A 22,742-nucleotide genomic window follows, 5' to 3' on the forward strand; every position below is an offset into this window, starting at 1 on the left:
AAGTGGACCTGCACTTCGGCGACAGCAAACCGACGGACGACGAACGGGCGGCCGTCGACGCCCTGCTCGGGCCCCCGGAGTCCTCCTGGGAGGGCGCCGACCGCTCCGACGCCGACCTGAGGTGGGCGCGCGGCGGCCGCGAGGCCCGGGACCGTCGCGACCTGCTGTTGCCGGGGCTGCACGCGATCAACGACCGGATCGGCTGGATCAGCGAGGGCGCCCTGGACTACCTGTGCCGCCGGCTGACCGTGCCGCCGGCGGAGGCGTACGGGGTGGCCACCTTCTACGCCATGTTCTCCGTCCGGCCCCGGCCGGCGACCGTGCTCCATGTGTGCACGGACCTGGCGTGCCAGGCCGCCGGGGCGGCGGAGCTGTGCGCGGGGGTCGAGGCCCGGCTGGGGCCCGGGGTCTCCGTGGAACGCAGCCCCTGCCTGGGCCTGTGCGAACGTGCCCCGGCCGCGCTCGCGATCAGGGCGGGGGATCCGGTCCGTACGGCGGTCTCGGCGCCGACGACCGTGCACGAGGCCGTCCTGGCCGCCACCTCGCCCGACTCGGCGCCCGAGGAGCCGCCGGCCGCGATGGCGGTGCCCCAGGCGGGCTCCCCCGGGCTGGCGCTGCTGCGCCGCGTCGGCGTGGTGGATCCGTCGTCGCTCGACGACTACCGCGCCCACGGCGGCTACACCGCCCTGCGCCGCGCCTTCGAGCTCGGCCCCGCCGGAGTCATCCGCGAGGTCACCGACTCCGGCCTGGTCGGGCGCGGCGGCGCCGCCTTCCCGACCGGCCGCAAATGGCAGGCCACGGCAGCGCAGCCGGACCACCCGCACTACCTCGTCTGCAACGCCGACGAGTCCGAGCCCGGCACCTTCAAGGACCGCGTGATCATGGAGGGCGATCCGTACGCGCTGGTCGAGGCGATGACCGTCGCGGCGTACGCGACCGGCGCGCACAAGGGCTATCTCTATCTCCGCGGCGAGTACCCGCGCGCCCTGCACCGCCTGGAGCACGCGATCGCCCAGGCACGCGCGCGTGGCCTGCTCGGCGACGACGTCCTCGGCCAGGGGTACGCCTTCGACATCGAGATCCGGCGGGGCGCGGGCGCGTACATCTGCGGCGAGGAGACGGCGCTGTTCAACTCCATCGAGGGCTACCGGGGCGAGCCGCGCTCGAAACCGCCGTTCCCCGTGGAGAAGGGCCTGTTCGGCAAACCGACGGTGGAGAACAACGTCGAGACGCTGGTCAACGTGCTGCCGATCCTGACGATGGGAGCACCGGCGTACGCGGCGATCGGCACGGAGAAGTCCACCGGACCGAAGCTGTTCTGCGTGTCGGGGAGTGTGGAGCGGCCCGGGATCTACGAACTCCCCTTCGGCGCCACCCTGGGCGAGCTGCTGGAGCTGGCCGGGGTGCGCGAGGGCCTGCGGGCCGTGCTCCTCGGCGGCGCCGCGGGCGGCTTCGTACGCGCCGACGAGCTCGGCATCCCGCTCACCTTCGAAGGCACCCGCGCCGCCGGCACGACGCTCGGTTCGGGGGTCGTCATGGCCTTCGACGGCACCGTCCCGCTGCCCCGGCTGCTGCTGCGCATCGCCGAGTTCTTCCGCGACGAGTCGTGCGGGCAGTGTGTGCCGTGCCGGGTCGGGACGGTGCGGCAGGAGGAGGCGCTGCACCGGATCGTGGAGCGCACGGGCGCCGCTGCCGCCGACGACATCGCACTGCTGAGGGAGGTCGGCCGCGCGATGCGGGACGCCTCGATCTGCGGTCTGGGGCAGACCGCGTGGAACGCCGTGGAATCCGCCATCGACCGTCTGGGGGCCTACGAATGACCGCGATACCGCTGGGAGTGCCGCGCCGACTGGTCGAGTTCACCATCGACGGCGAGGAGGCCCGCGTCCCGGAGGGCTCGACCGTCCTCGACGCCTGCCGGGCCGCCGGGAAGGACATCCCGACCCTCTGCCAGGGCGACACTCTGACGCCCAAGAACGCCTGCCGGGTCTGCATGGTCGAGGTCGAGGGCTCCCGCACCCTGGTCCCGGCCTGTTCCCGCCGGGCGGAGCCCGGCATGGCGGTGCACACCGACACCGAGCGCGCCCGTCACAGCCGCAAGCTCGTCCTCGAACTCCTCGCGTCCTCGGTCGACTTGTCGACCACTCCCCAGGTCACCGAGTGGCTCAAGGAGTACGAGGCGAAGCCGGACCGCTTCGGCCCGGACGCGGCCCGCCTCAACGAGGAGCCGAAGGTCGACAACGATCTGTACGTGCGTGACTACGACAAGTGCATCCTCTGCTACAAGTGCGTCGACGCCTGCGGCGAGCAATGGCAGAACACCTTCGCGATCTCCGTCGCGGGCCGGGGCTTCGACGCCCGGATCGCGGTCGAGCACGACGCCCCGCTCACCGACTCCGCGTGCGTGTACTGCGGGAACTGCATCGAGGTGTGCCCGACGGGAGCGCTGTCCTTCAAGTCGGAGTTCGACATGCGGGCGGCGGGCACCTGGGACGAGTCGAAGCAGACCGAGACGACCACCGTCTGCGCGTACTGCGGAGTGGGCTGCAACCTCACGCTGCACGTGCAGGACAATGAGATCGTGAAGGTCACCTCGCCGCACGACAACCCGGTGACCCACGGCAACCTGTGCATCAAGGGCCGCTTCGGCTACCAGCACGTACAGAACCGGGACTGATCGGGACTGATGGGGACATGGGACGAGTCACGGAACGACGCAAGGTGATCCGCATCCGGGACGGGGCGGTCTCCGCCCGTCCGGACACGCTCGTCGCCGAGGAACCCCTGGAGATCCGGCTGAACGGCAAGCCGCTCGCGATCACCATGCGCACCCCGGGCGACGACTTCGCGCTCGCCGCGGGGTTCCTGGTGAGCGAGGGTGTACTGGCCGAGCGGACGGACCTGCAGAACATCGTCTACTGCGCCGGGGCGACGCAGGACGGCTCGAACACGTACAACGTGGTGGACGTGAAGACCGCGCCGGGCGTCGCGATGCCCGACATCACGCTGGAGCGGAACGTCTACACCACCTCCTCCTGCGGGCTGTGCGGCAAGGCGAGCCTGGACGCGGTCCGTACGACGGCCCGCTGGCCCATCGCCGACACTCCCCCGGTCCGGGTGGAGCCCGAGCTGCTCGCAAGCCTCCCCGACCGGCTGCGCGCGGCCCAGCGGGTCTTCGACCGGACCGGGGGGCTGCACGCGGCGGCCCTGTTCGCCGAGGACGGGGAGCTGCTCGACATACGGGAGGACGTGGGCCGGCACAACGCGGTCGACAAGCTGGTCGGCCGCGCCCTGCAGAGCGGCGGTCTGCCCCTGTCCCGCACGATCCTGCTGGTGTCCGGCCGCGCCTCCTTCGAGCTGGCGCAGAAGGCCGTGATGGCGGGCATCCCGGTACTGGCCGCGGTCTCGGCGCCCTCGTCGCTGGCCGTGGACCTGGCCGTGGAGAGCGGGCTGACCCTGGTGGGCTTCCTGCGGGGCAGCTCCATGAACGTGTACGCGGGCGAGGACCGCATCGCCCTGCGGACCGCGGCCGCCCAGGGCTGACGGTTCCCCGCGGCACGGCGGCGGGACCCCGACCGGCGGGGAGCGCCCCCTGCGCCGCAGGGGTCCCGCCTCACACCTTGTCATGAGCGCATCCAATTCCGTGACGAGGTTTCAGTTGACGTGAGCTCAGACGACCACTCCCCCAGTCGAGTTGTCCGAGCACGTTTCTTGTGGTGTGTCGCTGCCACCAACTACCCTCTGTGACGCGTAGGTTCGACGTGGGATGTCCCGATGTTCTGACAAATGAAGGGCGGGCCACTGCATGCCGTCGAGACTTCGCGCACGTCTGAGAGCCACCCTCACCGCGGGCGTCGTCATGACGGCGACAGCCGTCCTGCCCGACCCGGTGCAAGCCCAACCCACCACGGCTGCCCCGCAGTTCGAGCAGCAGGTGCTCTTCAGGACGTCGCAGGATCCCGGCTACGCCTGCTTCCGGATCCCGGCCGTCGTGCAGACCACCGAGGGCACGCTGCTCGCGTTCGCCGAGGGCCGCGTCCTCAACTGCGGAGACGCGACCGACATCGACATCGTGATGAAGCGCTCCACCGACGGCGGCCGCACCTGGGGCCCGCTCCAGGTCGTCAACGAGGGCGCCGGCGACACCCACGGCAACCCGGCCCCGATCGTCGACCGCGAGACCGGCCGGATCCTGCTGGCCCAGACGTACAACACGGGCCGTACGGACAGCGGCCACTGTGAGGTCCCCTGCGACCGCCGGCCCCATCTGCAGTACAGCGACGACGACGGCCGCACCTGGTCCGATCCGCGCGACCTCAGCCCGCAGATCATGCCCGCGCACTGGAACTCCTGGTACGCCACCGGTCCCGTGCACGGCATCCAGCTCACTCGGGGCAGCCACGCCGGCCGGCTGGTCTTCGGCGTCAACACCGAGACCTGGGACGGCACCAGGGTCACCGGGAACCACGCCGCCCTCATCGTGAGCGACGACGGCGGCGACACCTGGCGGGTCGGCGCCAACGACTCCTGGCCGATCGCGTTCGACGGCACCTTCCGGCAGAAGCCCTCGGAAGTCACCCTGACCGAGCACACCGACGGCTCGCTCCTGGTCAGCGGCCGCGAACAGGACGGCACCGACCTCGGTCACCGCACCCAGACCGTCAGCCGCGACGGCGGCGACAGCTTCGCCACCCCCTTCCGGTCCGTCCCGGACCTCTACGCACCCCAGGTCCAGGGCGCCACGCTGCGCCTGGGCGACCGGATGCTGCTGTCCTGTCCCGGTGACCCCGACCGCCGCCGGACGATGATGATCCGCTCCTCCTACGACGGCGGCCGCACCTGGGAGAGCGTGGACCGCGGCACCGTCGTCACCAGGGACTGGTCCGGCTACTCCGACCTGGCGCCGATCGACGACAGCACCGTAGGCCTGCTGTACGAGGGCGGCACGGTCGACGCCCGCGACGAGATCCGCTTCGCCCGCTTCAACGAGGAGTGGCTGAAGCCGCGCCGTGGCGCCGACCCGACCACGCCCGACCATGCCGTGCTCGGCCAGCCGGCGGCCGTGCTCGGCGGCGCCGAGCGCACCAGCGGCGTGTCGGGCGGCGCGCTGGCCTTCGACGGCACCGACGACGCCGTACGCCTGCCGTACCGTCCCCAACTCCCGCTCGACACCAAGGAGTTCACTACCTCCCTATGGTTCCGCTACACGGCCGAGAGCGGAGATCAGCCGCTGCTGTGGATGGGCGGGGTGGGCAACAGCCAGCCACAGGTCTGGCTGCGCGGTGAGCCCGACGCGGGCCGGGTACGCGGCCTGATCACCACCCGGGAGGACGCGACGACCGTGCGGTCGGCATCCGTGAACACCGACGCCGCCCACAACGACGGCCGGTGGCACCACCTCGCACTGCGCCGCGGCGACGGACGACTGACCCTGTTCATCGACGGCGAACCCACCAGCACGGCCGACGTGCCCGGCTCCGTGAGCCGGAACTCGCCGTTCGGCGTGCACATCGGCCAGAGCATGGACAGCCGGGCCTTCTTCACCGGGGCCATCGACGAGGTCCGCGTCTGGGACCGGGCGCTGAGCGACACCGAGATCGCCGCCGTACACCGGACGAACACCGGCCCGGACTTCGACAACGTGCTGTGGCTCCCCATGGACCAGGTGGCCGCCGGCCGCTAACGTCCCGGAACGTGCCCGACGACATACGTGCACGACAGCGGACGGGAACCGGGGTCGGCCTGCTGCTGACCCTGGTTCTCGCGGCCGTGCTGCTCACCGCCCTCCCGGACGACGACCGGGAGGGCGGCGCCGCGTGCGAGGCCCGTACGGTCGCGTCCTGGTCGCCGGACGATGAGCTCACCGCCGAGTTCGCCCGCTACGGCGACGACGCGACCCGCACCGACGACTGGACCGGCGGCGACGGCACCCACTCGCTGCGGCTGCCGGACGGCCGGGTGCTGTGGCTGTTCTCCGACACCTACCTCGGCCCCGTGCACGCCCCGCCCAACCCGTCCGGCGAGTCGTACGCCTGGCGCGACACGACAGCGCCGCTGGTGCGCAACTCGGCTGTGGTGATGTCCGACGGCCGCCTGAGTACGACACTGCCCGCGCCCCTCTTCCCCGACCCGGCCCCGAACCAGTGGCGCTGGCCGGTCGCCGCCCGGGTCGAGCCGCGCTCCCCCGGCTCGTCGGAGCAGGTCGTACGGGTGCTGCTGTGGACGCGAGCGGCGGGCCAGGCGCCGTGGATCTACGGCGTGCCCCTCGCCACCGAAGTCGCCACGCTGTCCCTGCCGGACCTGCGCGTCGAGGGCATCGCCAGGGTGTCCGACCAGCAGCGGGTGCCGGACCCGTCCCGGCGCGTGCTGTTCGGGACGACGCTGCTGACGGACGGCGGCTGGACCTACGTCTTCGGCGGCAACGACGGGCAGGCCGCGTCCCGCCCGACCTCCTCCGCGTATGTGGCGCGGGTGCCGGCGGGCGGGCTCGCCGACCCCGCCGCCTGGGAGTACTGGGACGGCTCCGCATGGGTCACCGGGTCGCGTCCGGCTCCGGTGCTCGGGGACCAGCGGCGCACCGGTGTGGGCAGCGCGTTCTCGGTGGTCCGGGACGAGGACACGTACGTGCTGTTCACCATGGCCGCCGGGGCGCGGGGGCTGACCACGGTGACGTCGTACTGGGCCTGCTCGCCCACCGGGCCGTGGCACGGGCCGACCCGCAGCTTCAGCCCACCGCTGCCGGCCGGCGGGGTCGCCGCGTACAACCCGCAGGCGCACCCCGACGTCGGCGGCAAGGATCGCCTCGTCCTGAGCTACGACGTCAACTGGCTGGCGACCACGGGCGCGTCCGCGCAGATCAACGGGAACGTGAGCCTGTACCGACCGCGGTTCGTGACGCTGCGGCTGACGCCCGCGCGGTGAGCGGCTCGACGGGGTCGTGGGAGCGGCGCTTGGCGATCACCGCGCACACCATCAGCTGCATCTGGTGGAAGAGCATCAGCGGCAGCACGGCCAGCGACGCCTCGGCCCCGAACAGCACGCTCGCCATGGGCAGTCCGGAGGCCAGCGACTTCTTCGAGCCGGCGAACTGGATGGTGATGCGGTCCGCCCGGTTGAAGCCCAGCGCCTTGGCGCCGTACCAGGTCAGGGCGAGCATCACGGCGAGCAGCACCGCCTCGACGGCGAGCAGTCCGCCCAGCCGGGCGGGGCTGACCTGGTGCCAGACGCCCTGGACCATGCCCTCGCTGAACGCGGTGTAGACGACGAGGAGGATCGACCCGCGGTCGACGAGGCCGAGGCCCTTCCGGTGGCGTGTGACGAACCCTCCGATCCAGCGGCGCAGCAGCTGCCCGGCCAGGAACGGCACAAGGAGTTGCAGCACGATCTTCACGATCGAGTCCGTGGTGAACCCGCCGGCGCTGCCGCCGAGCAGCGAGGCCGCCAGGAGCGGGGTGATGACGATGCCCGCCAGGGAGGAGAAGGAGCCGGCGCAGATCGCGGCGGGCACGTTGCCGCGGGCGATCGAGGTGAAGGCGATCGACGACTGGATGGTCGACGGGACGAGGGTGAGGAAGAGCAGGCCCGTCCACAGCGAGTGGGTGAGAAACACCGGCACCAGTCCGCGGGCGGCGAGGCCGAGCAGCGGGAACACGACGAAGGTGCAGGCGAGGACGGTGACATGCAGCCGCCAGTGCCTGAGCCCGTCCAGCGCCTCGCGGGTGGAGAGCCGGGCGCCGTAGAGGAAGAAGAGGAGGGCGATCGCGGCGGTGGAGGCGCCGGAGGCCACGTCGGCCCCCGTACCGCGCGCCGGGAGGAGCGCCGCGAGGCCCACCGTCCCGAGCAGCAGCAGGATGTACGGGTCGATCGGCAGCCAACGCGGCCATCGCAGGCGTTTCACGGTGCTCCACTTGCTTGTGCTCGGCGGTACGGGAGCCAAGAGGTCCCCTCTCCATCCTGCTCCTCGGCAGGTCGATCGGGAATCCGGCATACCACTCTGACTGTCATCACGATCGGCGATAGGCTGGCACGGTGTACGACCCTTCCCACCTGCGGACGTTTCTCGCGGTGGCCCAGACGCTGAGCTTCACCCAGGCCGCGCGGCGGCTTGGGCTGCGTCAGTCGACCGTCAGCCAGCACGTACGCCGGCTGGAGGACGCCACCGGACGGCAGCTGTTCAGCCGGGACACCCACTCCGTGCAGCTGACGGAGGACGGCGAGGCGATGCTCGGCTTCGCGCGCCGGATCCTGGAGGTGCACGAGCAGGCCACGGCGTTCTTCACCGGCACCCGGCTGCGCGGCCGGCTGCGCTTCGGCGCCTCGGAGGACTTCGTGCTGACCCGGCTGCCGGAGATCCTGGAGAGGTTCCGGCACGACCACCCCGAGGTCGACCTGGAGCTCACCGTCGAACTGTCGGGGACGCTGCACGAGCAGCTCGCGGCCGGGAAGCTGGACCTGGTGTTGGCCAAGCGGCGGACCGAGGATCCGCGCGGGGAGCTGGTGTGGCACGACCGGCTGGTCTGGATCGGCGCGGAACGTCTGCGCCTCGACCCCGACCGTCCGGTCCCGCTGATCGTCTATCCCCCGCCCGGCATCACCCGCGAGCGCGCCCTGGATGCGCTTCAGCGGCAGGGGCGCGAGTGGCGCATCGCCTGCACCAGCGGCAGCCTCAACGCACTGATCGCGGCCGCCCGCGCGGGCCTCGGCGTGATGGCCCACTCCCGGGGCTTCGTCCCACCCGGCCTGGTCCGGATGTCCGACCGCTTCGGCCTGCCCGAGCTCGGCCAGGTCGACTTCGTCCTGATCCACGGACACCGCCGGCCCTCCGCCGCCCAGGGGCCCGCCGATGCCCTGGCCACGGCGATCCTGGCGGCGGGCGACCGGCTGCACCGGCGCTGACGTTCCGGCCGACGCGGGGCCGTAATCGGGTCGTACAGATTCCGTGGAGATTACGGCACCGAAACTTACTCCACCGTCAGGAATCTGTCCGACCCTTCCCCATGTGCGCGTATTTTCCCCGCTGACCAGCGCATACCTGAGCACTGCCCGGCTTTCGCACCCCCTCCCGTCCCGACTGCGTGTGAGGTAGCTTTCACCGCCTGTGCGGAGCGTCACAGGGAGCCGTCACAGAGAGCGGGGAACGGGTTTGCGCGAGTTCACCAATCCTCCCTTGGCGTTGGCACCCCCGGTGGGCGGTCTGGCCGACGCCGTCTTCGAGCACGCCCAGGAAGACCCGCTCCACATCGCGCTCGGCCGCAAGGACGAGTCGGGACAGTGGCGGGACGTGACCGCGGCCGAGTTCCGCGACGAGGTCCTCGCCCTCGCCAAGGGCCTGCTCGCCCGCGGTATCCGGTTCGGCGACCGGGTCGCCATCATGTCCCGCACCCGCTACGAGTGGACGCTGTTCGACTTCGCCCTGTGGACGATCGGCGCCCAGGTGGTGCCCGTCTACCCGACCTCCTCGGCCGAGCAGTGCTTCTGGATGCTGTACGACGCGGAGGTGACGGCCGCGATCGTCGAGCACGAGGACCATGCGATGACGATCGCCACCGTCATCGACCGGCTGCCCCGGCTGCGCCGGCTGTGGCAGCTCGACGCGGGCGCCGTCCAGGAGCTGTACGAGGCGGGCGCCCACCTCGACGACGAGGTGGTGCATCGGCACCGCAAGGCGGTCACCCCGGACTCGGTCGCGACCGTCATCTACACGTCGGGCACCACCGGCCGGCCCAAAGGCTGCGTCATCTCGCACGGCAACTTCATGTACGAGGCGGACACCGCCATCAACCGCTGGGAGCCGGTGTTCCACTCCAAGAAGGGCGACGAGGCGGCGACGCTGCTCTTCCTGCCGCTCGCCCATGTCTTCGGCCGGATGGTGGAGATCGCCGCCGTCCGCGGCAAGGTCCGCTTCGGCCACCAGCCGCAGCTCAACGCCGCCGCCCTGCTGCCCGACCTGGCCGCCTTCAAGCCGACGTTCATCCTCGCGGTGCCGTACATCTTCGAGAAGGTCTTCAACGCCGCCCGCCGCAAGGCGGAACGGGAGGGAAAGGCCGGTCCGTTCAAGAAGGCCGTCGACGTCGCCGTGCGGTACGCGGACGCGGTGGAGGCCAAGGCGTGGGGGATCGGGCCCGGTCCGTCGGCGGGTCTGCGCATACAGCACCAGCTCTTCGACAAGCTCGTCTACTCCAAGGTCCGCGACGCGCTGGGCGGCCGGGTGCGCAACGCGATGTCGGGCGGCTCGGGGATGGACCGGCGGCTCGGGCTGTTCTTCGCGGGCGCGGGCGTGCCGATCTACGAGGGGTACGGCCTGACCGAGTCCACGGCGGCCGCGACCGCCAACCCGCCGCACCGCACCCGGTACGGCACGGTCGGGCAGCCCATCCCCGGCATGACCGTGCACATCGCGGACGACGGCGAGATCTGGCTGCACGGCCCGAACGTCTTCCAGGGCTACCTCAACAACCCCAAGGCCACCGACGAGACCCTGCACGACGGCTGGCTGGCCACCGGCGACCTGGGGTCCCTCGACGAGGACGGCTTCCTCACCATCACCGGCCGCAAGAAGGAAATCCTTGTCACGTCGGGCGGCAAGAGCGTCGCGCCGGGACTGCTGGAGGAACGCGTACGCGACCACCCGCTGGTCGCCCAGTGCATCGTCGTCGGCAACGACCGCCCGTACGTCGCGGCCCTGGTCACCCTGGACCAGGAGGCCGTCGAACACTGGCTCCAGATGCGCAACAAGCCCCAGCTGTCCCCCGCCGAACTGGTGCGTGAGCAGGATCTGGAGACCGAGGTGCGGCGCGCGGTGGTCGCCGCGAACACGCTTGTCTCGCAGGCCGAGTCGATCCGCACCTTCCGCATCCTCGCGCAGCCGTTCACCGAGGAGCACGGGCTCCTCACCCCGTCCCTGAAGCTGAAGCGGAAGGCGATCGAGAACGCCTACGCCAACGAGGTGAACGCCCTGTACCAGACGTGAGGCGCGCATCTGATTCCGGCGGATTATGCGGTCAGGAATGCATGGGGGCTCGTGATCGTTGACGATAGGGGTACCACCTGACGACAACCGAAGGATCAAGAGCTCGTGAGCAGCAAGGTCCCCCCGATCATCCTCAACAACGGCGTCGCGATGCCCCAGCTGGGCTTCGGCGTCTGGCAGGTGCCGGACGACGAGGCGGAGCGGGCGGTGGCGACGGCGCTTGAGGCCGGGTACCGCAGCATCGACACAGCGGCGATCTACGGCAACGAAGAGGGCACCGGCAAGGCGATCGCCGCCTCCGGGCTCCCCCGCGAGGAGCTCTTCGTCACCACCAAGCTCTGGAACAGCGACCAGGGGTACGAGTCCACTCTGCGCGCCTTCGACGTCTCCCTCGGCAAGCTCGGCCTGGAGTACGTGGATCTGTACCTGATCCACTGGCCGTTGCCGTCCAGGGGCAAGTACGTCGACACGTACAAGGCCTTCGAGAAGCTCCACGCCGACGGCCGGATCCGCGCCATCGGCGTCTCCAACTTCCTGCCGGAGCACCTGGAGCGGCTGATCGCCGAGACGTCGGTCATCCCCGCGGTCAACCAGATCGAGCTGCACCCGCACCTCCAGCAGCATGCCGCCCGTGAGTACCACGCGGAGCAGGGCATCCACACCGAGGCCTGGTCGCCGCTCGGCCAGGGCAGGGGCCTGCTGGAGGTTCCGGCGATCGTGGCGATCGCCCAGAAGCACAACCGCACGCCCGCCCAGGTGGTGCTGCGCTGGCACCTGCAGCTCGGCAACGTCGTGATCCCGAAGTCCGTGACGCCGTCCCGGATCGAGGAGAACATCGACGTCTTCGACTTCTCGCTGGACACCGAGGACCTCGCGGCGATCAGCGCGCTCAACGAGGACCGGCGGCTGGGCCCGGACCCGGCCACGTTCGACATGGGCTGACGCACCATACGCCGAAGCGCCCCGGGGACCGCACCGGTTCCCGGGGCGCTTCGCATACGTCAGTCGGTCTACAGGGTCCTGGTCGCCGTGTGGACCGTGTGCGCCGCCAGGATGAAGACGTCCGGACGGTGATGGACGCTCGCCTTGTCGTCGGGGTCGAGGAGTCGGTCCAGGGTGGCGCGGTCGGTGGCGTCGAGTTGGTCGCCGAAGGCGTCGCGCAGCCGGGACAGGGAGGCGGCGATGTAGGCGCGGGCCCGGCCGGTCGCCGGGGCGGGCAGGTCCAGCAGGAAGCTGCGGGTACCGGTGGGCTTCAGACCCGCCGCGGTCATCAGCGCCGGCCAGTCCTCCGTCTCGGCGACGGCACCGGGCAGGGACGAGCGCATCTCCGCGAACCACTCCTCCTCCAGCACGTCGAGCCGCGCCTGCAGTCCGGGACGGCCGATGCCGATGTCACGCGGCAGGAACCGGGAGGGCAGCCCGCCCTCCATGAGGGCGAGCGTGCCGCCGGGTGCCAGGTGCCCGGCGAAGGCGGCGAGCGCGGCCCGCTGGTCGCCGAGGTGGTGCAGACTCCGGCTGGCCCACAGCAGGTCGGCGGGGTAGTTCAGATCGCCGAGGATCTCAGGAAGGTCACCCGAGAGCGTGGCGAAGCGGTCGGCGACGCCGAGCCGCTTCGCCCGGGCACCGGCCCGCTCCAGCAGCGGTTCGGTGCCGTCGACCGCGACGACCCGGGCACCCGGGAAGGCCTCGGCGAGCAGACAGGCGACCACACCGGGACCGCTGCCCGCGTCGACGATCAGCCCCGGGTCGGTCTGCCGCTTCGCGAGCCAGGCCAGCGCCCGCTCGTACAGCGGGGTGAACAGCTCCGCCTGCGCTTCCAGCAGGGGGCCCATCTCGGCCCAGTCGATGTCGGCGTGGTCGTGATGCCCGTGGCCGTGATGGTGATGGCCGTGATCGTGTTCGTGGTCGTGCGCCATGGTGGTCAGCCTCTCCTCCGGATACGGCCAGCGTGCGGCGGCGCACCACCAGGGGGCAAGTTCCGTTGCCGGAACTGCAAAGAGACGGGCGTCAGAAAATGGGATGCGGACACACGCCGGGCTCACCCACCATGGCCGGCATGGACGACGAGATGGTGGAGCGGTTCCTCGAGGACGGGTTCGTGAGGATCGAGGGTGCCTTCCCGCCACGCGTCGCCGAGGACTGCGCGCGGCTGCTGTGGCGGGAGACGGGATACGACCCGCAGGACCCCGGCACGTGGAAGGACCCGGTGCACTGGGTGGCCGCGATGGCGCAGGGCCCGTTCGCCGCCGCCGCCAACTCCCCCGTGCTGCACGAGGCGTTCGACGTGCTGGTCGGCGCGGGTCGCTGGGTGCCGCGCTATGCGCTGGGCAGTTTCCCGCTGCGGTTCCCGCACGAGGAGGAGCCGGACGACGCGGGCTGGCACGTCGAGGGCAGTTACCTTCCCGAGGGTGCGACCCTGTGGCACACCAACGTGCGGTCGAGGGACCGTGCCCTGCTGATGCTGTTCCTGTTCAGCGAGGTGACCGAGACGGACGCCCCGACCCGCATCAGAGTCGGCTCGCATCTTGACGTACCGCCGGTCCTGGAGCCGTACGGCGAGGCGGGCGCCTCCTTCCTGGAGCTCGGTCCGAAGGTGGACGCGGCCTCCGCGCACCGCCCGCAGGCGTACGCCACCGGCCGTCCCGGCGACGTGTACCTCTGTCATCCGTTCCTGGTGCACGCCGCCCAGCCGCATCACGGCACCCGGCCGCGCTTCATGGCGCAGCCGCCGCTGTCTCCGGCGCAGCAGGTGGAGCTGGACCGGGCCGACGGGGACTATTCGGCCGTGGAGTTCGCGATCCGCCGGGGTCTGTCCCGGGAGGGATGACCCCGGCGGACCGGATCAGGTCACGACAGCGGCGGGTACGCGTTCGCCATCAGCTGCCGGAACTGCGCGGAGAACCAGTGCCCGGACAGCGGTGCGTCCGGCAGGGCGCCCGACATGTTGAAGTTGTTCCGGGCGTTGCCCGTGTAGGTCGGGTCGCACATCCGGTCGAAGCCCTTGCCCTCGTCGTTCGGGATCTCCCGGCTGGCCCCGTCGGACTCGCCGGGCGGCTTCATCCACACGTAGGCGTCGATGCCCGCGGCGGGAGCGGCCTGCGGGCGCTCGCCCAGGCCCGCGCCGGACTGGTTGCACCAGTTGCCGACGTGGATCCGGCGGTCGTAGCGGCCCCCGTCCACGTAGGTGTCCACGCTGGTCAGCGCGCCGGGGCCGGCGGGCCGGGCGGAGCCGCCCCAGCCGTTGCGGGACGTGTCGATCAGCATGCCGATGCCCGCGTCGAAGCCGACCGAGACCAGCTGGCTGCGGAACGCCTGGGCGAACGACAGCTCGTCGACGTAGCGGTTCCAGTCGACCCACTTGGACTGGCGCACCGAGGTGCCGTTCACGGCGTCGTTGATCGTGAAGTTCTCCTCCTTCAGGGCGCTGTAGTTGGCCGTGTTGGTGATGAAGCCGTGGACGTCGTTCACCGTGGCGCCCTCGGCGGTGGCCGCCTCCTTGAAGGTGTTGGCCGAGGCACCGAAGTTGTCGTCCCAGCCGATCCAGCCGTGGTGTCCGGCATCCACGTAGTTGTAGACGTTCGGCACGTCGCCGAGCTTGCCCAGCGCGTAGCCGACGCCCTTGACGTAGTTGCCGTTGGCCTTCATCACGTCGCACTGCGGGGTGGCCGTCGGGCGGCTGCCGGTGTTGGTGACCAGGTTCGGCAGCGAGTCGATCTCGACGGTGGTGACGATCCGCAGGTCCGCGTACTTCGGGTCGGCGAGGATCGCGGCGATCGGGTCGATGTACTCGGTCTTGTACCGGCCGATCTCCGTCGGGCCCAGCTCGCCGTTGGAGGCGAGGGCCGCGCAGTCACGGCCGGGCAGGTTGTAGATGACCAGCTGGACGACGAGCTCGCCTGCGCCCTTCTGCTCCAGCGCCTCGTCGAGGTGGTCGCGCAGGCCCATGCCGCCGTTCACGCCGTTGATGGTGGCGATCCGGTCGAGCCAGACGCCCGTCGGTTGGTCGGAGATCCGGCTGCCGCCCGGTTCGGCGGCGGCCTTCGCGGACCATTCGGGGTTCACGTACACCTTGGCGCCGGAGTAGGGATTGTCGACCCGCGCGGTGGGGTCGGGGTCCGGCGGATCCGTGGGGCCGCCGCCTCCGTCGTCGACGTTGCAGGTCACGCCGTCGAGGGTGAAGGTCGCCGGGACGGCGTTGGTGCCGCTGTACGTGCCGTTGAAGCCGAAGCTGACCGAACCGCCGGTGGCCAGCGTCCCGTTGTAGCCCTCGTTGGCGGCCGTCACGGCGGCGCCGCTCTGGCTGACCTTCGCGTTCCAGGCGCTGGTGATCTGCTGGTTGCCGGCGTACGACCACTTCAGCGACCACGCGTTCTTCGCGGCGCTGTGGTTGGTGACCGTGACGGAGGCGGTGAAGCCGGTGTCCCACTGGTTCTGCACCTTGTAGTCGACGGTGCAGGGGACGACGGCGGCGCCGACGTCGCCGGGGGCCGCCGCCATCGCGGTCCCGGTGGCACCGCCCACGAGCGCCAGGGCGGCGAGCAGTGCCGTTCTTGTTCTGGTACGGCTCATCAGTGCGGGTTCCTCTTCCTGGGTTGGTGTGTTCCTGGGTTGGTGTGTTCCTGGGTTGGTGTGTTTCGGGGTCGGGTTATCCGTCGAGGCCGCGCAGGTGATCGCGCAGCCCGATTCCGTACGACGTGGGAGTTCCGTCGTAGCTGGAGATCAGAGCCGGACCGGAGTTGCAGTTCCAGGTGTTCCAGGTCCAGCCGAGGTAGGAGAGCTCACGCGCGTCGAACCAGGCCATGACGCGGTCGATGAAGGAGTGCGCGCAGGTGTTCTCGCCGATCTCGCCCGCGACGAGCGGCACCTGGGCGGCGACCGGGGCGAGGGTGGAGTCCCAGCAGCTCTCGTTGGCACAGACGTTGAAGTTGTACACGTGCCAGGCGGCGGCGAGATTGCCCGCCGGGTCGCTCGGCTTGTACGTCAGCCACTGGCTGAGGTCGTTGGAGTACGCGAGCCCACCGGCCAGGATCAGGTTCTGCGCACCGGTGGCGCGGATCGCGTCGATCAGGTCCTGCATGCCGGCGACCTGGTAGCCGATGCCGGGGCAGGTGCCGCCGTCGCGCCAGCAGGTCCAGGCCTGCTCCGCCGTCGAGGTGGCGCGGTCCGGGTAGGGCTCGTTGAACAGGTCGAAGACGACGGTCGGGTCGTCCTTGAAGGTGCCCGCCACCGAGGACCAGAACGACGGCGTGTACTCCATGTTGGGCATCGGCTTCTGGCAGCTGGCGTGGATGTCGGAGCAGCCGGCCGAGTTGCCCGTGTACTGGCCCCAGGACCAGTGGAGTTCCAGCATCGGCGTCATGCCGTGTGCCTTCACCCGGGTCACCAGGTCCTTGACGGCGTCGATGTAGTGGGCGCCGGCGTACTCCGGCTCGATGTTGGAGGTGCCGAGCCAGCACTCCTCGTTGAGCGGGATGCGGACGGTGTTGGCGTTCCAGTCGGCGATGGCCTTGATCGCGGCGTCGTCGACCGGGCCGTCCCAGATGCCGTATCCCTGCACGCACGCGAACTCGCCGCCGGAACGGTTGACGCCGAGCAACCGCCGGGTGGCGCCCTCGGCGTCCACGAGCTTGTTGCCGGAGACGCTCAGGACCGGGGGCCCGTCACCGGGGTCCGGGGGGTCGGTCGGGTCGGTGGGCGTCGGGGTGGGTTCCGTGTCGACGTTGCAGGTCGTGCCGTTCAGCCTGAACGACGTCGGTGCGGCGTTGCCCCCCGACCAGGAGGCGAGGAAGCCGGCGCTGACGCTGGCGCCGGTGGCCAGTGAGCCGTTCCAGTTCTCGTTGGCCGCGGTGACCGTCGTACCGGACTGGGACCACTTGGCGTTCCAGCCCTGGCTGACCTTCTGGCCGCCCGCGAAGTCGAAGGTGAGACTCCAACTGCTCACTGCTGCCGTGTTGTTGGTGATGGTCACGGCGCCCTGGAAGCCGGTGTCCCACTGACTGGTGACGGAGTACTCCACCGTGCAGGCGGGCGTGGCTCCCTGGGCCGTGACAACGGGTGCGACCGCGGTGCCCAGCAGGGCGAGCGCGGCGGCACCGGCGAGTAAAAGACCTGAACGCGGGGGGTGTCGCATGAGCGACTCCTTGCAGCTCGGGCGCGTCGTGACGGACGCGTCGACTGATGGAACCGCTCCCACTGGTGTTGGCGAAGGTAGCGCCAAGTAACGGTAAAGAACAGGGGAGTTGCTTGACTTTTCCTCAACCGCATCCATCGAATCTTTTCGACTCTTCAAGCACCTTGACCCCCTTCACCCTCGTCTCCACTATGGGAGCGCTCCCACTGGTTCGAGCCTTGACTTCTCCGAGCCGCAAGGAGGAACCAGCACATGCCCCCCAGAAACAGACGCACCGCCGCGCGACGGTTATGGACCGCCGTAGTGGCGGCCCTCGCAGTCCCCTTGTCGATGCTGGCGGCGAACCCGACTCCCGCGCACGCGGCGGCGGTTCAGTGCAGCGCGGACTACCGGACCAATGACTGGGGCTCCGGCTTCACCGCGGACCTGACCATCATCAACCGCGGCACGGACGTCATCGACGGCTGGACCCTGACGTACGCGTATGCCGGCAACCAGAAGCTGACGAACGGCTGGAACGGCACATGGTCTCAGTCCGGCTCGACGGTCACCGTGCAGAGCGCCTCGTACAACGCACGGATCGCCGCGGGCGCGGCCGTGTCGACCGGTGCCCAGTTCACCTACAGCGGCAGCAACGCGGCGCCCACCTCGTTCGCCGTCAACGGCACCACCTGTGCGGGTGCGCACCAGCCGCCCATCACGGTGCTGACCAGCCCGGCGCCGGGTGCGGTCTACTCACAGGGCGATGCGGTGCCCCTCGCGGCCACCGCCGCGGCGGCCGACGACGCGACGATCACGAAGGTCGAGTTCCACGACGACACGACGCTGCTCGGCACCGACACCAGCGCGCCGTACTCGTTCTCGGCCACTGGGTTGACCGTGGGCAGTCATTCGCTGGTGGCCAAGGCGTACGACAGCCTGGGCGCATCGGCGTCGTCCACACCGGTCGGCATCACGGTCGCCTCGGGACCGGCCGTGGTGGCCACGCCCACCCAACTGCCCGTCCGGCAGGGCAGGTCGGCCACGTACGACGTGAAGCTGTCGACCCGGCCGTCGTCCAATGTGACCGTGACGACCGCCCGCACCGGCGGCAACACGGGCCTGTCCGTGACCGGCGGCGCCTCGCTCACCTTCACGCCGTCGAACTGGAACACGGCACAGCAGGTGACCGTCACCGCCGACTCCTCCGGCACCGGCGCGGCGACCTTCGAGTCGACGGCGACCGGGCACGCCAAGGCCTCGGTCACAGTCACCCAGATCGCCGCGACCAAGGAGTACGACGCCCGCTTCCTGGAGCTCTACGGAAAGATCACCGACCCCGCGAACGGCTACTTCTCGCCCGAGGGCATCCCCTACCACTCGGTCGAGACGCTGATCGTCGAGGCGCCGGACCACGGCCATGAGACGACGTCGGAGGCGTACAGCTACCTGCTGTGGCTGCAGGCGATGTACGGCAAGGTGACGGGCGACTGGACCCGGTTCAACGGCGCCTGGGATCTGATGGAGAAGTACATGATCCCGACCCACGCCGACCAGCCGACCAACTCCTTCTACACCGCGTCGAAGCCGGCGACGTACGCGCCCGAACTCGACACCCCGCAGCAGTACCCGGCGCAGCTCGACCCGAGTGTCCCGGTCGGCCAGGACCCGCTCGCCGCCGAACTGAAGAGCGCGTACGGCACCGACGACGTCTACGGCATGCACTGGCTGCAGGACGTCGACAACGTGTACGGCTACGGCAACGAACCCGGAAAGTGCGAGGCGGGCCCGACGGCGACCGGACCGTCGTACATCAACACCTTCCAGCGCGGCTCCCAGGAGTCGGTGTGGGAGACCGTCCCGCAGCCGACCTGCGACGCCTTCAAGTACGGCGGCACGAACGGCTATCTGGACCTGTTCACCGGTGACGCGTCCTATGCCAAGCAGTGGAAGTTCACCAATGCCCCGGACGCCGACGCGCGTGCGGTGCAGGCCGCGTACTGGGCGGACCTGTGGGCCGAGGAGCAGGGCAAGGGCGGCGATGTCTCCGCGACCGTCGCGAAGGCGGCGAAGATGGGCGACTACCTGCGCTACGCCATGTTCGACAAGTACTTCAAGAAGATCGGCAACTGCGTGGGCGCCTCGGCCTGCCCGGCGGGCAGTGGCAAGGACTCCTCGCACTACCTGCTGTCCTGGTACTACGCCTGGGGCGGCGCCCTGGACACCTCCGCGGGCTGGGCCTGGCGCATCGGCTCCAGCCATGCGCACGGCGGCTACCAGAACCCGATGGCCGCGTACGCGCTCAGCTCCTACGCCGACCTGAAGCCCAAGTCGGCGAGCGGGCAGGCGGACTGGGCGAAGTCGCTCGACCGGCAGCTGGAGTTCTACCGCTGGCTGCAGTCCGCGGAGGGCGCCATCGCGGGCGGCGCGACCAACAGCTGGCAGGGGCGGTACGCCACCCCGCCGACCGGGAAGTCGACCTTCTACGGCATGTACTACGACGACAAGCCCGTCTACCACGACCCGCCGTCCAACCAGTGGTTCGGCTTCCAGGCGTGGTCGATGGAGCGGGTCGCCGAGTACTACCAGCAGAGCGGTGACGCGGACGCCAAGGCGGTCCTGGACAAGTGGGTCGACTGGGCACTGTCCGAGACCACGGTCAACCCGGACGGCACCTACCAGATCCCGTCCACCCTCCAGTGGTCGGGCCAGCCCGACACCTGGAACCCGTCAAGTCCGGGCGCCAACAACGGACTTCATGTCACCGTGGCGGACTACACCAACGACGTGGGCGTGGCGGCCGCGTACGCCAAGACGCTGACGTACTACGCCGACCGTTCCGGCGACACGGAGGCGGCGGCGACCGCGAAGGCCCTGCTCGACGGCATGTGGGACAACCACCAGGACGCGCTGGGCATCGCCGTGCCGGAGACCCGGGCGGATTACCTCCGGTTCGACGACAGCGTGTACGTCCCGAGCGGCTGGACCGGCACCATGCCGAACGGAGACGCGATCAACTCGTCGTCGACGTTCGACTCGATCCGGTCGTTCTACGAGGACGATCCGGCGTGGTCGAAGATCGAGAGCTATCTGGCGGGCGGCGCGGCGCCTTCGTTCACGTATCACCGGTTCTGGGCTCAGGCGGATATCGCGCTGGCCTTGGGCTCATACGCGGAGTTGCTCGAGTAATGCGCAAGCTGCGGGCCGTCTGTGGCTGGTCGCGCAGTTCCCCGCGCCCCTGAGGGCGCGACAACGCACCGTAGGCCGGGCGGTCCCCACCCTGACTGGGGGCCGCCCCGTCGGCACGCCCTTTCATCCCCTCCGGAAAGGACCCCACCGTGCGAAGAACCCGCATCCTCACAGCCGTGCTCGCGCTCGCCGCCGGCCTGCTCGCGGGCACCCCGCCCTCACTCGCGGCGGACACCGGGCAGGTGTCGATCGCCGCCGACACCTACACCTGGAAGAACGCCCGCATCGACGGCGGCGGCTTCGTCCCCGGCATTGTCTTCAACCGCACCGAGAAGGACCTCGCCTACGCCCGCACCGACATCGGCGGTGCCTACCGCCGGCAGGAGTCGACGCAGACCTGGACGCCGCTGCTGGACTCGGTCGGCTGGGACGACTGGGGGCACACCGGAGTGGTGAGCCTGGCCTCCGACTCCGTCGACCCCGACAGGGTGTACGCGGCCGTCGGCACGTACACCAACAGCTGGGACCCGGGGAACGGGGCGGTGATGCGCTCCTCGGACCGGGGTGCCAGCTGGCAGAAGACCGACCTGCCGTTCAAGCTGGGCGGCAACATGCCCGGCCGCGGCATGGGCGAGCGGCTCGCGATCGACCCGAACAGGAACAGTGTGCTGTACCTGGGCGCGCCCAGCGGCAGGGGCCTGTGGCGGTCGACGGACTCGGGCGTGACGTGGTCGCAGGTGTCGGCCTTCCCGAACCCCGGCAACTACGTGCAGGACCCCAGCGACACGAGCGGCTACGCGTCCGACAACCAGGGCATCGCGTGGGTCACGTTCGACGAGTCCACCGGCACGTCGGGCAACGCCACGCAGACCATCTACGTCGGTGTCGCCGACAAGGACAACGCCGTGTACCGCTCGACAGACGCGGGCGCCACCTGGTCCCGCCTCGCCGGCCAGCCGACCGGCTACCTCGCGCACAAGGGCGTCCTCGACGCCGAGAACGGCTACCTGTACCTCGCGTACAGCGACAAGGGCGGCCCGTACGACGGCGGCAAGGGCCGGCTGTGGCGGTACGCGACCGCGAGCGGCACCTGGACGGACATCAGCCCGGTCGCGGAGGCCGACACCTACTACGGCTTCAGCGGTCTGACCGTCGACCGGCAGAACCCGGGGACGGTGATGGCGACGGCGTACAGCTCCTGGTGGCCGGACACCCAGATCTTCCGCTCCACGAACAGCGGCGGCACCTGGACCAAGGCCTGGGACTACACGTCGTACCCCAACCGCTCGAACCGCTACACCATGGACGTCTCGTCCTCCCCGTGGCTGACCTGGGGCGCCAACCCGTCACCGCCCGAGCAGACCCCGAAACTCGGCTGGATGACCGAGGCGTTGGAGATCGACCCGTTCGACTCGGACCGCATGATGTACGGCACGGGCGCCACGGTCTACGGCACGGACAACCTCACGAACTGGGACAGCGGCGGCACGTTCAGCGTCGAACCGATGGTGCAGGGACTGGAGGAGACGGCCGTCAACGACCTCGCCTCTCCCCCGTCGGGCGCTCCACTGCTCAGCGCCCTCGGTGACATCGGCGGCTTCCGGCACACGGACCTCACCAAGGTCCCGCCGATGATGTACACGTCGCCGAACTTCACCTCCACGACCAGCCTGGACTACGCCGAGACCAACCCGAACACGGTCGTGCGGGTCGGCAACCTCGACTCCGGGCCGCATATCGCCTTCTCGACCGACAACGGCGCCAACTGGTTCGCGGGGAACGACCCTTCGGGTGTGAGCGGCGGCGGCACGGTCGCGGCGGCGGCCGACGGCAGCCGGTTCGTGTGGAGCCCTGTCGGTGCGGGCGTGCACCACGCGACCGGTTTCGGCTCGTCCTGGTCCGTGTCGTCCGGCATCCCGGCGGGCGCGATCGTCGAGTCCGACCGGGTCGACCCGATGACCTTCTACGGCTTCAAGTCCGGGAAGTTCTACGTCAGTACGGACGGTGGTGCGACCTTCACCGCGTCCGCCGCGACCGGCCTGCCCAGTGGGGACAGTGTCCGCTTCAAGGCGCTGCCCGGGGCCAAGGGCGACATCTGGCTGGCGGGCGGTGCGACGGACGGCGCGTACGGCCTGTGGCACTCGACCGACGGCGGGGCCTCCTTCACCAAGCTGTCCGGCGTCGAGCAGGCCGACACGATCGGCTTCGGCAAGGCGGCGCCGGGTGCCTCGTATCAGACGCTCTACACCAGCGCGAAGATCGGCGGGGTCCGCGGCATCTTCCGCTCGACCGACCGGGGCGCGACCTGGACCCGCATCAACGACGATGCCCACCAGTGGGGCTGGACGGGTGCGGCGATCACCGGTGACCCGCGGGTGTACGGCCGGGTGTACGTGGCGACCAACGGCCGCGGGGTGATCTACGGCGACCCGTCCGGCTCCGGCGGCGCCTGAACCGGTGGGGGCGTGCCGGCCG

14 protein-coding genes and 1 pseudogene are annotated in these 22,742 nt (G+C 70.4%); 11 read left to right on the top strand and 4 right to left on the bottom strand.

All coding sequences use genetic code 11. The annotated features are described in order from the left end of the window. The first annotated feature begins 2 nt into the window (after positions 1-2). From ACKTSN_RS07655 to ACKTSN_RS07675, 5 genes are all read left to right on the top strand, one after another. Positions 3-1,820: an NADH-ubiquinone oxidoreductase-F iron-sulfur binding region domain-containing protein gene (locus ACKTSN_RS07655; protein ID WP_409474769.1), complete on the top strand. Its 1,818-nt coding sequence runs from the start codon at positions 3-5 to the stop codon at positions 1,818-1,820. Then, positions 1,817-2,677 carry a 2Fe-2S iron-sulfur cluster-binding protein gene (locus tag ACKTSN_RS07660; RefSeq protein WP_409468395.1) on the top strand — a complete coding sequence of 287 codons (861 nt, stop codon included), beginning with the start codon at positions 1,817-1,819 and terminating at the stop codon, positions 2,675-2,677. The genes ACKTSN_RS07655 and ACKTSN_RS07660 overlap by 4 nt, the downstream gene beginning before the upstream one ends. Before the next feature lie 17 nt (positions 2,678-2,694). After that, positions 2,695-3,543 carry a formate dehydrogenase accessory sulfurtransferase FdhD gene (gene fdhD, locus ACKTSN_RS07665; RefSeq protein ID WP_409468396.1) on the top strand — a complete coding sequence of 283 codons (849 nt, stop codon included), beginning with the start codon at positions 2,695-2,697 and terminating at the stop codon, positions 3,541-3,543. A 262-nt stretch (positions 3,544-3,805) separates the two neighbouring features. After that, positions 3,806-5,683 (top strand): exo-alpha-sialidase, encoded by a 1,878-nt coding sequence (locus tag ACKTSN_RS07670; protein ID WP_409468397.1) that lies wholly within the window; start codon positions 3,806-3,808, stop codon positions 5,681-5,683. 11 nt (positions 5,684-5,694) lie between these two features. Then, the gene (locus tag ACKTSN_RS07675) at positions 5,695-6,921 is read left to right on the top strand and encodes a DUF4185 domain-containing protein (protein ID WP_409468398.1); all 1,227 of its coding nucleotides are present in this window, start codon (positions 5,695-5,697) and stop codon (positions 6,919-6,921) included. Here the strand turns inward: ACKTSN_RS07675 and ACKTSN_RS07680 are convergent. Further along, positions 6,857-7,897, bottom strand: a complete 1,041-nt coding sequence (locus tag ACKTSN_RS07680; RefSeq protein ID WP_409468399.1) for a bile acid:sodium symporter family protein — start codon at positions 7,895-7,897, stop codon at positions 6,857-6,859. The two genes, ACKTSN_RS07675 and ACKTSN_RS07680, sit on opposite strands and share 65 nt — an antisense overlap. Before the next feature lie 131 nt (positions 7,898-8,028). Between ACKTSN_RS07680 and ACKTSN_RS07685 the strand changes: the two genes are divergently transcribed. The 3 genes from ACKTSN_RS07685 (at position 8,029) to ACKTSN_RS07695 (ending at position 11,911) form a co-directional block, all read left to right on the top strand. Then, positions 8,029-8,895 (top strand): LysR substrate-binding domain-containing protein, encoded by an 867-nt coding sequence (locus ACKTSN_RS07685; protein WP_409468400.1) that lies wholly within the window; start codon positions 8,029-8,031, stop codon positions 8,893-8,895. A gap of 247 nt (positions 8,896-9,142) precedes the next feature. Beyond that, positions 9,143-10,969 carry an AMP-dependent synthetase/ligase gene (locus ACKTSN_RS07690; protein ID WP_409468401.1) on the top strand — a complete coding sequence of 609 codons (1,827 nt, stop codon included), beginning with the start codon at positions 9,143-9,145 and terminating at the stop codon, positions 10,967-10,969. A 105-nt stretch (positions 10,970-11,074) separates the two neighbouring features. Continuing rightward, positions 11,075-11,911, top strand: a complete 837-nt coding sequence (locus ACKTSN_RS07695) for an aldo/keto reductase (RefSeq protein ID WP_409468402.1) — start codon at positions 11,075-11,077, stop codon at positions 11,909-11,911. Positions 11,912-11,979: 68 nt separating this feature from the next. On the opposite strand, the gene ACKTSN_RS07700 is transcribed toward ACKTSN_RS07695, so the two are convergent. Next, complete coding sequence (locus tag ACKTSN_RS07700) at positions 11,980-12,885, bottom strand: class I SAM-dependent methyltransferase (RefSeq protein WP_409468403.1); 906 nt, start codon at positions 12,883-12,885, stop codon at positions 11,980-11,982. Positions 12,886-13,025: 140 nt separating this feature from the next. Here ACKTSN_RS07700 and ACKTSN_RS07705 point away from each other — a divergent pair, with 140 nt between their 5' ends. Beyond that, complete coding sequence (locus ACKTSN_RS07705; protein ID WP_409468404.1) at positions 13,026-13,796, top strand: phytanoyl-CoA dioxygenase family protein; 771 nt, start codon at positions 13,026-13,028, stop codon at positions 13,794-13,796. Positions 13,797-13,816: 20 nt separating this feature from the next. On the opposite strand, the gene ACKTSN_RS07710 is transcribed toward ACKTSN_RS07705, so the two are convergent. Together ACKTSN_RS07710 and ACKTSN_RS07715 are read right to left on the bottom strand one after the other, a co-directional pair. Beyond that, on the bottom strand, positions 13,817-15,538 hold the full coding sequence (locus ACKTSN_RS07710) for a glycoside hydrolase family 6 protein (RefSeq protein WP_409468405.1): 1,722 nt from the start codon (positions 15,536-15,538) through the stop codon (positions 13,817-13,819). Positions 15,539-15,614: 76 nt separating this feature from the next. After that, positions 15,615-17,099, bottom strand: a complete 1,485-nt coding sequence (locus ACKTSN_RS07715; protein WP_409468406.1) for a cellulase family glycosylhydrolase — start codon at positions 17,097-17,099, stop codon at positions 15,615-15,617. Positions 17,100-17,351: 252 nt separating this feature from the next. Between ACKTSN_RS07715 and ACKTSN_RS07720 the strand changes: the two genes are divergently transcribed. Both ACKTSN_RS07720 and ACKTSN_RS07725 read left to right on the top strand, forming a co-directional pair. Continuing rightward, on the top strand, positions 17,352-20,267 hold the full coding sequence (locus ACKTSN_RS07720) for a glycoside hydrolase family 48 protein (RefSeq protein ID WP_409468407.1): 2,916 nt from the start codon (positions 17,352-17,354) through the stop codon (positions 20,265-20,267). 149 nt (positions 20,268-20,416) lie between these two features. Further along, positions 20,417-22,714, top strand: a pseudogene (locus tag ACKTSN_RS07725) (xyloglucanase); the annotation flags it as partial. Positions 22,715-22,742 lie beyond the last annotated feature (28 nt).

It is taken from the genome of Streptomyces flavusporus (genome assembly GCF_046267975.1).
Classification (GTDB): domain Bacteria; phylum Actinomycetota; class Actinomycetes; order Streptomycetales; family Streptomycetaceae; genus Streptomyces; species Streptomyces flavusporus.